Source organism: Saccharopolyspora rosea (assembly GCF_025643595.1).
In the GTDB taxonomy this organism is placed as follows: domain Bacteria; phylum Actinomycetota; class Actinomycetes; order Mycobacteriales; family Pseudonocardiaceae; genus Saccharopolyspora; species Saccharopolyspora rosea.
This window is the reverse complement of sequence record NZ_CP102826.1, coordinates 2,046,784-2,060,750: the sequence shown is the minus strand read 5'-3', so window position 1 is coordinate 2,060,750 and position 13,967 is coordinate 2,046,784. Positions and strand designations below refer to the sequence as shown.

General features: G+C 70.7%; 13 protein-coding genes and 1 riboswitch. Of the genes, 8 read left to right on the top strand and 5 right to left on the bottom strand.

Features of this window, described 5'->3' with window-relative positions; genetic code table 11:
• Positions 1-110: 110 nt before the first annotated feature.
• The 3 genes from NV263_RS09980 (at position 111) to NV263_RS09970 (ending at position 2,923) form a co-directional block, all read left to right on the top strand.
• Positions 111-1,088, top strand: a complete 978-nt coding sequence (locus NV263_RS09980) for an NAD(P)H-dependent flavin oxidoreductase (RefSeq protein WP_263252426.1) — start codon at positions 111-113, stop codon at positions 1,086-1,088.
• A gap of 9 nt (positions 1,089-1,097) precedes the next feature.
• Entirely contained in the window at positions 1,098-1,652 is a 555-nt protein-coding gene (locus NV263_RS09975; RefSeq protein WP_263252425.1) for a PadR family transcriptional regulator, read from the top strand.
• A gap of 68 nt (positions 1,653-1,720) precedes the next feature.
• Complete coding sequence (locus NV263_RS09970) at positions 1,721-2,923, top strand: DUF1015 domain-containing protein (RefSeq protein ID WP_263252423.1); 1,203 nt, start codon at positions 1,721-1,723, stop codon at positions 2,921-2,923.
• Between the two features lie 67 nt (positions 2,924-2,990).
• On the opposite strand, the gene NV263_RS09965 is transcribed toward NV263_RS09970, so the two are convergent.
• Positions 2,991-3,284 (bottom strand): hypothetical protein, encoded by a 294-nt coding sequence (locus NV263_RS09965; RefSeq protein ID WP_263252421.1) that lies wholly within the window; start codon positions 3,282-3,284, stop codon positions 2,991-2,993.
• Positions 3,285-3,917: 633 nt separating this feature from the next.
• On the opposite strand from NV263_RS09965, the gene NV263_RS09960 reads away from it, so the two are divergent.
• Together NV263_RS09960 and NV263_RS09955 are read left to right on the top strand one after the other, a co-directional pair.
• Positions 3,918-4,076, top strand: coding sequence for a hypothetical protein (locus tag NV263_RS09960; protein WP_263252420.1), 159 nt, complete (start codon positions 3,918-3,920; stop codon positions 4,074-4,076).
• A 103-nt stretch (positions 4,077-4,179) separates the two neighbouring features.
• Positions 4,180-4,752, top strand: a complete 573-nt coding sequence (locus NV263_RS09955; protein WP_263252418.1) for a GNAT family N-acetyltransferase — start codon at positions 4,180-4,182, stop codon at positions 4,750-4,752.
• Between the two features lie 334 nt (positions 4,753-5,086).
• Here NV263_RS09955 and NV263_RS09950 read toward each other — a convergent pair whose 3' ends face one another.
• Positions 5,087-6,601: a purine-cytosine permease family protein gene (locus NV263_RS09950; protein WP_263252416.1), complete on the bottom strand. Its 1,515-nt coding sequence runs from the start codon at positions 6,599-6,601 to the stop codon at positions 5,087-5,089.
• A 268-nt stretch (positions 6,602-6,869) separates the two neighbouring features.
• On the opposite strand from NV263_RS09950, the gene NV263_RS09945 reads away from it, so the two are divergent.
• Together NV263_RS09945 and NV263_RS09940 are read left to right on the top strand one after the other, a co-directional pair.
• Positions 6,870-7,211 carry a hypothetical protein gene (locus NV263_RS09945; RefSeq protein ID WP_263252415.1) on the top strand — a complete coding sequence of 114 codons (342 nt, stop codon included), beginning with the start codon at positions 6,870-6,872 and terminating at the stop codon, positions 7,209-7,211.
• A 36-nt stretch (positions 7,212-7,247) separates the two neighbouring features.
• On the top strand, positions 7,248-8,864 hold the full coding sequence (locus NV263_RS09940; RefSeq protein WP_317630410.1) for a flavin monoamine oxidase family protein: 1,617 nt from the start codon (positions 7,248-7,250) through the stop codon (positions 8,862-8,864).
• A gap of 53 nt (positions 8,865-8,917) precedes the next feature.
• Here NV263_RS09940 and uriT read toward each other — a convergent pair whose 3' ends face one another.
• Both uriT and uriH read right to left on the bottom strand, forming a co-directional pair.
• Positions 8,918-10,327, bottom strand: a complete 1,410-nt coding sequence (uriT, locus tag NV263_RS09935) for a uridine transporter UriT (protein ID WP_263252413.1) — start codon at positions 10,325-10,327, stop codon at positions 8,918-8,920.
• On the bottom strand, positions 10,324-11,280 hold the full coding sequence (gene uriH / locus NV263_RS09930) for a uridine-preferring nucleoside hydrolase UriH (protein WP_263252412.1): 957 nt from the start codon (positions 11,278-11,280) through the stop codon (positions 10,324-10,326). The genes uriT and uriH overlap by 4 nt, the downstream gene beginning before the upstream one ends.
• Positions 11,281-11,583: 303 nt before the next feature.
• Here uriH and NV263_RS09925 point away from each other — a divergent pair, with 303 nt between their 5' ends.
• On the top strand, positions 11,584-12,078 hold the full coding sequence (locus tag NV263_RS09925; protein WP_263252410.1) for a VIT1/CCC1 transporter family protein: 495 nt from the start codon (positions 11,584-11,586) through the stop codon (positions 12,076-12,078).
• 187 nt (positions 12,079-12,265) lie between these two features.
• Here NV263_RS09925 and ahcY read toward each other — a convergent pair whose 3' ends face one another.
• Positions 12,266-13,729: an adenosylhomocysteinase gene (gene ahcY, locus NV263_RS09920; protein WP_263247942.1), complete on the bottom strand. Its 1,464-nt coding sequence runs from the start codon at positions 13,727-13,729 to the stop codon at positions 12,266-12,268.
• Positions 13,730-13,883: 154 nt separating this feature from the next.
• Positions 13,884-13,958, bottom strand: a riboswitch (S-adenosyl-L-homocysteine riboswitch).
• Between the last annotated feature and the right edge of the window lie 9 nt (positions 13,959-13,967).

Genomic DNA, 13,967 nt, shown 5'->3' with positions numbered 1-13,967 from the left:
AAACCCACCGTCCGAACTGGACTGTCGGCCTTCTATGCAACTGGTTGCATTGCAACTCGGTGCATAGTAGGTTCCGGTGGCACCACCGCGCGACAGGGAGGCGATGCAGCGTGCTGCGCACCAGGTTCACCGAGGAGTTCGGCGTCCGACATCCCCTCGTGCAAGGGGGGATGCAGTGGGTCGGGCGGGCCGAACTGGTCTCGGCCGTGGCCAACGCCGGCGCGCTGGGCATGCTCACCGCGCTCACCCAGCCCACCCCGGAAGCGCTGGTGAAGGAGATCGCCCGCTGCCGGGAGATGACCGACCGGCCGTTCGGCGTCAACCTGACCATCCTGCCCACCATCACGCCTCCCCCGTACGCCGAGTACCGGCAGGCCATCGTCGAGTCGGGCGTGCCGATCGTGGAGACCGCGGGCTCGAACCCGGCCGAACACCTCGCCGCGTTCGGCCCCGCCGGGATCAAGGTGCTGCACAAGTGCACCAGCGTCCGCCACGCGCTCAAGGCCCAGGAACTCGGCGTGGACGCGGTGAGCATCGACGGTTTCGAGTGCGCCGGACATCCCGGCGAGGACGACGTTCCCGGCCTGGTGCTGATCCCGCGCGCCGCCGACGAACTGCGCATCCCGGTCATCGCCTCCGGCGGGTTCGCCGACGCCCGGGGCCTGGTCGCCGCGCTCGCGCTCGGCGCCGACGGCGTGAACATGGGCACCCGCTTCCTGTGCACCGAGGAGGCACCGGTGCACCGGTCGGTCAAGGAACGCATCGTCGCGGCCGGGGAACGCGACACCGAACTGATCTTCCGACCGCTGCGCAACACCGCCCGCGTCGCGTCCAACGAGGTGAGCCGGGCGGTCGTGGCGCGGCTGGACGCCGGCGGTACCTTCGACGACGTGCGCGACCTGGTCGCCGGCGCGCGCGGCCGGAAGGTGTACGAGCTCGGCGACACCGAGGCCGGTGTCTGGAGCGTCGGCATGGTCCAGGGCCTGGTCCACGACATCCCCACCGTGGCCGAGCTCGTCGACCGCATCGTCACCGAGGCCGCCCGCCTGATCGGGGCCCGCCTGGCCGGGGTGGTCACCACGAGCTGAGGAGCACGAGTGTCGTTGGAGCACGCGATCCTGGTGTCGCTGCGGGAACGCGCGGCGTCCGGGTACGAGCTGGCGCGCCGGTTCGACAAGTCCATCGGCCACTTCTGGGCGGCCACCCACCAGCAGATCTACCGCACCCTCAAGCGGATGGTGGAGCACGGCTGGGTCACCGCCGACGAGGTCGCCCAGGAAGGCCGCCCGGACAAGAAGGTCTACCGGGTCAGCGACGCCGGGATCGACGAGCTGGCGCGCTGGATCGGCGAACCGGTCGACCCGCCCGCGCTGCGCAACGCCCTGTCGGTCAAGCTCCGCGGCGCTTCCTTCGGCGACGTCGACGCGGTCACCGCCGAGGTCACCCGGCACCGCCGGCTGCACGCCGAACGACTGGCCCTCTACCGCCGGATCGAGCAGCGCGATTTCCCGGACCCGGCACCGCTGTCCGGCCGGTCGCTGCACCAGCACCTGGTGCTGCGCGGCGGAATCCGCACCGAACAGGCGATGCTCGACTGGTGCGACGAGATCCTGGCCGCACTGGCCGGAAAAGGGTCGCGCGGCGCGGGGTAACGTGGAGGCCGGCACGTTCGGCGACAGGACGGCCGCGCGGAGGAGCCGACGACGAGGAGACCACTGGGGTGCCGAAAACCGGTCGCACCGCGGGAAAAGTCCTCACCGGTGTGCGCGTCGAGCCGTTCCGCGGCTGGCGAGTGGCCCCGGAACGGCTGCGCGATCTGGCGGGGCGCTACGCGACGCCGTGGGGTCAGCTCGGCGACTCCTGGGACGGCGTGGCCGAGGAGACGGCGAACGTGCTGCGCTCCTGGCAGCGCAGCGGCACGTTGGTCCGCGAGAACCGCCCCGCCGTCTACGCCTACGAGCAGACCGGCCCGCACGGGGCCCAGCGCGGCGTCCTCGCCTCGGTGCACCTGGACAGCCGCCTGCTCCCGCGCGAGGACGTCATCCCGGAACGCGCCGCGGCGATCGCGCGCGTGATGGGCACCGGGCGGCTCAACCTGGACCCGCTGCTGCTCGGCTATCCCGGCACGGGCACCGTCTCGGCGCACCTCGACGCCATCTCGCTGCACCGGCCGATCGCCGAAGTCCTCGGCTCCGACGGGCAGCGCCACCGGCTGTGGCGGATCACCCAGCCCGCCGTGCACGCCGAGATCGCCGACGAACTCGCCCGCGTGCCCGCGCTCATCGCCGACGGCCACCACCGGTGGGTGGCCGCCCGGCAGCTGCGGCGCGAGCTGCACGCGGCGGGCGACGGCCCCGGCCCGTGGGACTTCGTCGAGGCGCTGCTGGTGGACACCCGGCGCAGCCAGATCCGGATCTCACCGGTGCACCGCGTGCTGCCGTTCGTCGACCCGTGGTCCGCAATGGACGCCGCGTCCCGGGCGTTCCGCGTCACGCGCCTGCACGGCGACATCACCGAATGGCTGCCGACGCTGCGCCAGACCGCCGGGCGCACGGTGGCTTTCGCGGCCGTGACCGAGCTGGGCGCGTTCCTGCTCACCGATCCCCACGAGGGCCTGCTGGCCGATGCGCTGCGCTGCGTTCCCGCCGGCCTGCACAACCTGCACGTGGTCGTCCTGCACCACGCGCTGCTCGGCGCGCTGTGGGGTGTCCCGGACGTCCCGGAGGAGATCCACTACGAGCCCAGTCCGAGCCGGGCGGTGCGCCGCGTCCGCGAACAGGGCGGCGTCGCGGTGTTGCTGGCCCCACCGCGGCAGGAGGACCTGCGCGGTGTCCTCGCGGCGGGGCTGCGGCTGCCGCGCAAGTCGACCGCGTTCGGCGCCGGACCGCACCCCGGCCTGGTGCTGCGCACCTTCGACGACTGAACGCCCGCGCTCGGCCCCACCGGGGAGCACAGTGGACCCTTCCGCCGACGGCGGGAGCCGCACGGGGTCAGCGCCGCAGCAGCGGTTCGGTTCCGGCGACCCCGGCACCCCGCCCGCCCCGCACCCAACGTCCGGGTGCCCGGCCTCCGGAGTCACGACATCCCCGGCCCGCGGAAGGCTCACCGCCGCGGCGCAACCGGGCGGCGAGTTCGTCGAGCAGCCCGTTCGCGGCCGCCTCGGCGACCCGCGCCTCCGCGCATTCCCCTCTGCTGAGCGCGGCTTTCCTGGCCTGGTTGGCGAAGAGCAGCTCCGCGCACAATTCCTCGTACGTCAGGGCAGAACACCGAGCAACAGGATCCATTTCGGATCACTCCCGTCCCAACGACCGCTCAGGGACCCGAAAGCACGGGTCCTGACGTCGTCGCCCCCTCTGTCAGCCCTCCGCTTCCAGGAGAGAGCGGAGAGCACGGCGCACAATTGGTATGCACCGCACCTCAACGGTAACTCCGGAGCCACATTCCACCATCACTCATCTGTGTAAGGTTGGAAAATTGCCGTCTCGTTGAAAAATGTTCACGCTTCCTGGCGCGTTCCCGCTTTCTTGCCGGCCGGTGTGGCTGCGACAAGCCGTCTCGCGCGTCCTTACCCGTCGGTAATGGGCTGAATAGGTGACGATCGGTGAATTCCGGGTCGGGAAGGGGCCGGTTGTGCGCCGAGCGCGTCCGTTCGCGCTGAGCGGACGCCTTCGCACCCGTCCGAGCGCGCAGCGGCGTGCGATCCTCGAACAGGTGCTCGACCGGTCCTCGCCGGACGCACACCGGGGGATTCCCCGGGTCGGCGGAACCGGACGGGAAATACGCGAACACCACTGCGCCGTTCGTGCTACCGGGGGCTGCCACCGCATGCCGCATCCCGGTGCTGAACAAGCGCTTGGCGACAGGCATCCTGGTAGCACCACTATGGACGGACGAACCTCGACCCCGAGGAGGACGAGATGGGCACCGAACGCCCGGCCAACGACTCCGCGCGCGAGCGCGAGCACGACGGTCCGAGCCACGCAGCACCGGAGGGCGCGGGGCTGCACCCGCTGATCGACCTGTCCCGGGACCCCAACCCGGGCGTGCCCGACCACGCCAAGCCGGAGGACGACTGACTGGCGACCCGCCGGTCGCGGCGCCGGTCCCGCCGACCAGGCGGGGCCGGCGTCGTCGTGAAAAGGGCTCGCCGCGCAGCGGATCGCGCGCTACAAAGCCCCCATGCGCACCGATGACGGCTTCGCCGTCCGCCCGCCCCGCCCCGACGACCTGGACGCGCTCGTCGCGCTGCACTCGGATCCCGCCACCAACCGCTACAACCCGAGCGGCCCGCTGCGCGGACGCGCCGAGGGCGCGGCGATGCTGGAGAACTGGCTCGACGACTGGCGCCGGTTCCACATCGGATACTGGACGATCCTGATCAACCCGGACGAACCGGATATCACCGACGTGGTCGGATTCGGCGGCGTGCGCTACCTGAACGCAGGGCGCGACCGGGTGTTCAACCTCTACTACCGCTTCGCGCCGCAGCACTGGGGACGCGGCTGGGCCTCGGCCGTCGCCCGCCGCGCAGCGGACTTCGCCCGCCGCGTCGACCCCGACACCCCGGTGGTCGCCCGCATGCAACCCGACCACGGCGCTTCCCGGCGGGTGGCGGAGAAGGCGGGCCTGCACCTGGTCGGCCACGACCGCGACGACCGGCTGGTCCTCGCCGACCGCCCGCTCCCCGGATCCCTGCTCGACGCGCTCCCGGTCGGCGACCTGCGCCCCGGCTCGTCCGGCGGCGGGTCGTGAACTCGTGAGCCCGGCTCACGTGCGGCGGGGCGCGGCCGCCGGGCCGGGAACGGCCGCGGTCCTCGGCGGTGGCGCGCGAGGCCGCCGGAGCGGTCACCTCAGTGCCCGTCTTCGAACCTGCTCCCGGAACCCGCATGGCAAGCGGCGTGAGCCGCTTTCTCTTTCGGTGAGTGGTCTCGCAGCCCGCACCGCCGCGGGTTCTCAGCGGTCGTCTCGCGAGGACAGCCCCGACGCCGTGTATTGGACATACATCAGGAGGGGCTTCCGCAGTCGAGACGGCCGCTGAGGTTCCGCTCCCGGCGCCGCCACCCAAAACGAGTCCGAAGACAGGCTCTCAGCCGGTGCGCGCGCGGCGCTGGGCGGGCTCGCTGATCGGCGGGACTTCCCGGTCCGCGGCCCGGACCCAGCGCGGGCCGTCGGGGCCGAAGACGCCGCGCGGTTCCGGGAAGGCGCGCAGCAGCGCGAGGTAGCTGACCGAGGACAGCAGCAGCGACAGCGGGAGGCTGATGTCCACACCGCCCGCGAGGTCGCCGAACGGCCCGACGAACTGGCCGGGGACGTTGACGAACAGCAGCGCGACGGCGGCCGACAGCAGCCAGGCCGCCAGCCCGCGCCAGTTCCAGCCGTGCGCGAACCAGTAGCGGCCGCCGCGCTGCCGCCGGTTGAACACCTGCAGGGCGTCGGGGTCGTACCAGCCGCGGCGGGTCAGGTAGCCCAGCACCATGACGACCATCCACGGCGCGGTGCAGGTGACGATGAGCATCGCGAAGGTCGAGATGCTCTGCACCACGTTGAACGCGAAGCGGCCGACGAAGATCAGCGCGATGGTGGGCGCGCCGACCAGCGCCGTGGCCTGGAACCGGGAGAAGCGCGGGAACACGCTGGAGAAGTCCAGTCCCGTCCCGTACAGCGCGGTGGTGCCGGTCGACAGGCCGCCGATCAGCGCGATCAGGCACAGCGGGCCGAAGTACCACCACGGCGCGACCGCCAGCAGCCCGCCGACGTAGTTCGGCGCGGCACCGCCCAGGTACTCCGGCGCCCGCGTGGCGATGACCGTCGCCGTGACCAGGCCGAACAGGAACGGCACGATCGTGGCCAGCTGGGCGAGGAACGCGGCGGAGACGACCCTCGCGCGCGGGGTGTCCGCCGGGATGTAGCGCGACCAGTCGCCCAGGAACGCGCCGAAGGAGACCGGGTTGGCCAGCACGATCAGCGCCGAGCCGACGAACGACGGCCAGAACGCGCCGCCGCCGGTTCCCGGGAACGCGGGGTCGAAGGACGGGGCGAAGGCGACCAGCCCGACCACGAACAGCAGCGTCGCCGCCACCACCGCGATCTTGTTCACCAGCAGCATCAACCGGAAGCCGTAGAGGCAGACCACCAGCACCAGCACGGCGAACACCGCGTAGGCGACCGCGAACGACGGCGTGGCCTCCGGAATCCCGACGAGCCGGTTCGCCGCGCCGACCAGCGCGTCACCGGAGCTCCACACCGAGATCGCGAAGAACGTCACGGCCGTCAGCAGCGACAGGAAGGACCCGACGACCCGGCCGTGCACGCCCAGGTGCGCCGAGGACGACACCGCGTTGTTGGTCCCGTTGACCGGGCCGAACACCGCCATCGGGCACAGCACCAGCGCCCCGGCCAGCAATCCGCACGCGGTCGCCGCCAGGCCCTGCCAGAACGACAGGCCGAACAGCACCGGGAACGCGCCGAGCACCGCGGTGGAGAAGGTGTTCGCGCCGCCGAAGCACAACCGGAACAGGTCCACCGGTGAGGCGGTGCGCTCCTCGTCGGGGATGCGCTCCACGCCGTGCTGTTCGACCTCGGTGGCCTTCGGACCCGTCATGCCCCCACCTTCTCGCCGAGTGCTCCGATCCGGCGATCGTGGCCCACGCGGGAGTGCTCCGACCAGCGGTTGATCCTCCAACGGCCACCGGATCCGTTGGAGGAACGCACAATGCGACACTCCGATGTGGACGGAAGTGGCCGAACACCACGCCCACTTCGCACCGGCGGAGTTGACGATCTGTTGCTTGACTCCGATGCGCCGCCCCACTGATCCTTCCATGACCACGAATACCGTTGCCCCGCCAGCCGGTTGGAAGTGATCGCAGATGTCCGATCCCGTCCGGACCGCGGAATCCGCACCACCGCGCGTGGACCGGTTGGAGGCGAACCCCGTCGGTCTCGTTGATCACGACCGGCTGGTTCCGGACCCGCTGCTCGGCGGCGTCGGGATGGGCGCGGTGCCGTGGCTGCTCGTGGCCAACCTCGGAACCGCCCCGGGCAAGGCCGCCACACCGCTGTTCCACCTGATCCCGTGGCTGGTCGCGGGACTGCTCGCCGCCGGGCCGGTCGGTGCGCTGCTGCTGCGCCGCGTCCGGCCCGGCACCTACCGAGTGCTCGGTCGCATCGTGCTGGAGGACCCCCGCGAGCGCGGTGCGGCGCCCACCTGACGCCCATGTCGCCAGTCGGACCGGAGGAGATGCCGCATGCCCAGATTCGCCCCGTTGCGCTCGCTGAGACGCCTGGCCGCCGACCACGCCGGCGCCGAGCGGGCCGGGATGCCCGTCGACGAGTTCCGCGAGCGCCGCCCCCTGCCCCGTCGGGACCTGCTGCGGTACGGCGCCCTCGCGGGCGGTGTCGCGCTGGCCGGAGGGCTCCTGCGCACCAGCTCGGCCTCGGCTGCCACCGCGCCGCGGATCGCGGTGGTCGGCGCCGGGATCTCCGGCCTGAACGCGGCGCTGGCGCTGCACGACGCCGGTGTCGCCTGCACCGTCTACGAAGCCGGGGACCGGCTCGGCGGCCGGATGTTCAGCGAACGCACCTACTGGGACCAGGGCCAGACCACCGAGTGGGGCGGCGAGCTGATCGACAGCGACCACCGGACCGTGCTGGCGCTGTGCGAGCGGTTCGGGCTGCCCGTGGTCGACGTGATCAAGGCGGGCCCGCGGGGCGGCGAGGAGGTCTTCCACTTCCTCGGCGACTACTACCCGCGCGCGCAGGCCGACGAGGACTTCCGCCCGGTGTGGCGGGCGCTGCGGGCCGACCTGGAGGCCGCCGGGGACACCACCGACTGGCAGACCTCCACCCCGGCCGGGGTCGAGCTGAGCCGGATGAGCGTGCGGGAGTGGATCGAAACCCGCGTCCCGGACGGGCTCGGCTCCCGGCTCGGGCAGTTCATCGACGACGCCTACACCGTCGAGTACGGCGCGGACACCACCGAGCAAACCGCGCTCGGGCTGGTCTACCTCATGGGCTACCAGCAGGATCCGCGGCACTTCCACGTGTGGGGCCTGTCCGACGAGCGCTTCCACATCGTCGGCGGGAACCAGCAGCTGCCCGAGGCCATCGCGGCGGCGCTGCCGCCCGGGACGGTGCGCCACGGCTGCTCGCTGGTCGCATTGCGCGCCAACGCCGACGGCACCCAGACGCTCACCTTCGACACCGGCGGCGCGCGGCGGGACGTGACCGCCGACCACACGATCCTCGCCGTGCCGCTGGGCGTCCTGCAGCGCATCGACCTCTCGCGCGCCGGATTCGACCGGCGCAAGCGGGAATCCCTCGACGCGATGCGGATGGGCTGCTGCACCAAGCTGAACATGCAGCTGTCATCGCGGGTCTACCTCGGCGAGGGCCCGTGGCCCGGGGTCTCCAACGGGGAGTGCTTCGCCGACACCGGGTTCCAGCAGGTGTGGGACGCCACGCGCGGCCAGGGCGGTCGCGCCGGGGTGCTCATCCAGTACGGCGGCGGTCGGCCGGCCGCCTCGCTGCGACCGCCCGCGCCGTTCCTGGACTCCTCCGACCACTACGTCAGGGACACCACCGAGCGCGTGCTCGACTCGGTCGACAAGGTGCTGCCCGGGGTTCGGGACGCCTGGATCGGCAAGTCGACGCTGTCGGCCTGGCACCTCAACCCGCTGTCGCACGGCGCGTACTCGTACTGGCCGACGGACTACTGCCACCGCTACGCCGGTTACGAGGCGGTCCGGCAGGGCAACGTCCACTTCGCCGGTGAGCACACCTCGGTCGCCTTCCAGGGCTTCATGAACGGCGGCGCCGAGGCGGGCGAACGCGCCGCCCAGGAGGTCCTCGGCGACCTGCGGTGAGCACCGGGCTCGCCCGGATCGGCCGCCACCCGCCGATCCGGGCGAGCCGAGCGTCAGGCCGTCTCGGCTTCGGCGGGACGCGGGATCAGGAAGGACACGGCGAAGGCCGCCGCGACGATCACCACGCCCGCGAGGATGGCGGTCACGTAGCCCGCCGAGGACTCCGCTCCGGAGCCGCCGGCCACCTCGACCGCGGGCAGCACCGCGAAGCTCAGCCCCGAACCGAGGTTGAACGCACCCGCGTTCATGCCGGGCAGGAACCCGGGATTGCCCTGCGGCGAGAGCACCACGCCCAGCCCGTTGAGGATGATGTTCGCGCCGCCTGCGTAGGTGACGCCCAGCAACGCCGTGCACGCGATGAGCACCGGCAGCGAATGCACGCCGACCAGCGCGATCACCGCCATGACCACGGCGGTGCCGACCAGCCCGAACCGCAGCACCCGGCGGTAGCCGAGGGTCGGCGCCAGCCGTCCGGCGAACGGGCCGACCAGCCAGCCGATGAGCGCGAACGGGGTCAGGAACACCACGGACGCCAGGTCCGCGGACATCCCGAAACCGATCTGGGAATTCTGCGCGAACGACAGGACCACGCCATTGACGGTGGCGAACACGCCGGTCATGGTCAGCAGCGTGGTGGCCAGCAGCGCCCACGTGGACCGGCGGCGCAGGTCCTCGGGCCGCACCAGCGGGTGCGTGCTGGCCTTCTCGGCGAACCAGAAGACCGCGAAGGCCACCACCGCGACCGCGAACAGGCCCAGCACGTAGGTCCAGTCGGCGTCGGCGAGCTCGCCCGCCTCGCTGAGCGCGAGCAGCAGCGCCGCCACGGCCACCACCAGCGGCACCACGCCGCGCCAGTCCATCCGGGTGCCCGCCGAGGGCCGCGACTCCGGTCCCCAGCGCAGCACGGCCAGCACCGCCACCGCCGCGATGACCGCGATCACCCAGAACACGCTGCGGTAGCCGAAGTTCGCGGCCAGCCAGCCGCCGACCAGCGCGTCGATCCCGGCGATGCCGCCGTTGACCGCGGTGACCAGGCCCATCATCGTGCCGTACCGCTTCGGGTCGGTGACCTGCGAGCGCAGCATCAGCAGGCACAGCGGCACGGTCGGACCGGACACGCCCTGCACGACCCGGGCGACGTCCACGACGACGATGCTGGTCGACACCGCGGCCAGCACCGTGCCCGCCAACATCACCACGAGCATCCCGACCAGCACGCGCCGCCTGCCGACGATGTCGCTCAGCCTCGGCAGGAACAGCGAGAACAGCGCCCCCGAGGTGAAGAACGCGGTCTGCGACAGCCCGACGGCCGCGTCGTCGGCGCCCAGCTCGTGCCCCATGGTGACCAGCGCCGGGCTGAGCATGCTCGCGTTGAGCTGGAACGCCACGCAGGCGGCCAGCAGCGCGGTCATCAGCGCGGCGGTGCCCGCGGCGGCGGAGGTCTGCCTGGTGGTCTGGCTCACCGCGCACCCTCCCCGATGCGTTCGAGAGCGGCGACGACCAGCGCCCAGAACCGCTCGTGGTCCAGCGTGACGGCGACCTGGGTGTGGCAGTCCGCGGGCGCGGGGCTGCGGAAGTCGGTGACGGTCATGCCCTGGGTGAGCGCGCCGGACAGCTCCACGTCGACCGGCGCGCGGCGCACGCCGACGACGGACGGGTCGATCACCCGCGCCACCGCGCACGGGTCGTGCACCGGCGGCGCGTCGAAGCCCTGCGCGGTCTTGTAGACCGGGCCGAAGAACTCCAGCAGCTCCACCACGAACCGCGCCGGAGCGGTGTCCACGGCGGCGATCGAGCGGACCACGTCCTCGGTGGCCAGCGCCTGGTGGGTCAGGTCGAGGCCGACCATCGTCACCGGCCACCGCTCGCCGAACACGATGTGCGCGGCCTCCGGGTCGGCGGCGATGTTGAACTCGGCGACCGCCGACTTGTTGCCGGTGTGGTAGCCGCCGCCCATCAGGACGACCTCCCGGACGCGCTCGACGATCGCCGGTTCCTTGCGCGCGGCGAACGCGATGTTGGTCAGCGGCCCGGTGGGCACCAGCGTGATCTCGCCCGGTTCGTGGGCGAGCACGGTGTCGATGATCACGTCGACGGCGTGCCGGGAGTCCAGTTCGAGCGCGGGTTCGGGCAGCTGCGGCCCGTCCAGCCCGGATTCGCCGTGCACGTCGGGGGCGACCTCGGCCTGGCGCACCAGCGGGCGGGTGCACCCGGCCGCCACCGGCACTCCGGTGATCCCGGCGACCGTGGCGACCGCGAGCGCGTTGCGGGTCACCTTCCGGATCGTCTGGTTCCCGGCGACGGTGGTGATCGCGGCCAGCTCGACGTTCGGGTCGCCGTGCGCCAACAACAGGGCGATCGCGTCGTCGTGCCCGGGATCGCAATCCAGGATGATCTTGGTGGGAGTGTCCGTCATCACCTTTCCCCATCCGGTGCGGCGGCTACCTTCGGTGTTCTTTCGAACACAGCCGGACGGCGGCCCACCCCACCACGTCGTGGAATCGGCGTCCACGATAGACACCGGAAACCCGACGAGGACGGCCACCCCACCCGCGACCTGCCAGAACGCGACTTCGGAAAGGCTCACCTCGCTTTCCGAAGGTTTCCCTCAGCATTCCCCGAGGCATCGGAAAAAGAAAGGTTAGGCACGCCTTTTTTGAGGGTTCGGTTAGGCAATGCTGGTTAGTGGAACGATTCCAGAAACGCTATTCTGGGAGCCATGGTGGCGATTCTGGAGAAGGTACACGAGGACGAGAAGGAATTCGTCCTGCGCTACGTCCAGCCGGGGCTGGTCGGTCTCATCGACGGCACGCTGTCCACGCTGGCACCGATCTTCGCGGCCGCGATGCTCGCCGGTTCGCACGCGGCGCTGTTCGTCGGCCTGGCGACCGCGCTCGGCGCGGGCATCAGCATGGGGCTGTCCGAGGCGCTGTCCGACGATGGCAGCCAGACCGGACGCGGCTCGGCCATCACGCGCGGCGTCGTCACCGGCGCGATGACCGCGCTCGGCGGCGCTTTCCACGCCCTGCCGTTCCTCATCCCGCACCTGCCGACGGCGCTGACCCTCGCCGGGGTCGTGGTGGCCGTCGAACTCGCCGCCATCGCGCTGATCCGCAAGCGCTACATGGCGGTCTCGCTGCGCTCGTCGGTCGTGCAGGTCGCGGTGGGCGGTGTGCTGATCGTGGCGGTCGGACTGCTGCTGGGCAACGCCTGAGAGCCTGTCTTTGGACTCGTTGTGCGTGGCGGTCTCGTTTTGCACAGCGGTGCCGGTGGCGGAACCTCAGCGGCCGTCTCGGCTCCGGGAGCCCCTCCTGATGTATGTCCAGGTCTGCTCCGCCGCGAAAGGCGTTGACCCGGTGGCGGTTTCGCGCGGCAGAGTCGCGCGAAACCGCCGGGCGGGATCAGTAGCGGTAGTGGTCGGGTTTGTAGGGGCCGTCGACGTCGACGCCGATGTAGGCGGCCTGTTCCTTGGTCAGCTTGGTCAGCTTCACACCCAACGCGTCCAGGTGCAGCCGGGCGACCTTCTCATCGAGGTGCTTGGGCAGCACGTACACCTGCCGGTCGTACTCACCCTGCTTGGTGAACAACTCGATCTGCGCGATCGTCTGGTTCGTGAACGAGTTCGACATCACAAACGACGGATGCCCGGTCGCATTACCCAGGTTCAGCAGCCGCCCCTCGGACAACACGATGATCGAGTGCCCATCCGGGAAGGTGTACTCGTGCACCTGCGGCTTGATCTCCTGCTTGACGATCCCCGGAGTCTTCTCCAACCCCGCCATATCGATCTCGTTGTCGAAATGCCCGATATTGCCCACGATCGCCTGATGCTTCATCCGCGCCATGTGCTCAGCGGTGATGATGTCGAAATTACCGGTCGTGGTGATGAAGATGTCGGCGTAGTCGACGACGTCCTCGATCGTTTTGACCTCGTAACCCTCCATCGCCGCCTGCAACGCGCAGATCGGATCGATCTCGGTCACGATCACCCGCGCACCCTGCCCGCGCAACGACTCCGCCGAACCCTTACCGACATCACCGAACCCGCACACCACCGCGACCTTGCCCCCGATGAGCACATCCGTGGCCCGGTTGATGCCATCCACCAACGAATGCCGGCACCCGTACTTGTTGTCGAACTTCGACTTCGTCACCGAGTCGTTGACATTGATCGCCGGGAACAACAACTCACCAGTCTTGGCCAGCTCGTACAACCGGTGCACACCCGTGGTCGTCTCCTCGGTGACACCCTTGATCTGCCCGGCCAACGTCGTGAACCGCTGCCCGTCACCAGCCAGACTCCGACGCAACGTCTCCAAGACGACCTGGTACTCCTCCGGGTCGTCAACGGACGGCTGCGGCACCGCACCCGCCTTCTCGAACTCCACACCCTTGTGCACCAACAACGTGGCATCGCCACCATCATCCAGGATCATGTTCGGACCCCGGCCCCCCGAGAAACCCTGGAAAAGCTGGTCAGTGCACCACCAGTACTCCTCAAGCGTCTCCCCCTTCCACGCGAACACCGACACACCCTCCGGCTTGTCAGCACTCCCGTTCGGGCCGACCACCACCGCCGCCGCAGCCTCGTCCTGGGTCGAGAAGATGTTGCACGACACCCAGCGGACCTCAGCACCCAAAGCGACCAACGTCTCGATCAGCACCGCGGTCTGCACCGTCATGTGCAACGAACCCGCAATCCGCGCACCCCTGAGCGGCTTGCTGTCCGCGAACTCCTTCCGAGTCGCCATCAACCCCGGCATCTCATGCTCAGCCAACCGAATCTGATGCCGACCAGCCTCAGCCAACCCCAGATCCTTCACAGCGAACTCCAGGCCGTTGGCCTTCTGCAGCTTGACGCTCATGACTTCCTTCCTCGCGTTCACGAATGGTCGCGCCGACGGGCGCGGATGACTTCCGGATTTCGCGGGTCGGCTCGCCCGGGTCCCCGGCCGGGGAAGCGACCCGCGACGCGTTCACGGCGATGACATGAAAAAAGCGCCTCCTCGCAGGAGGCGCCCTTACCGTGCTCTGTCGTCCGTACCGCTGGCCGAGCGTGGCGGACCCAGGTCCGTTGCAGCGCCTCTCGGCGAGCGGCCGCGC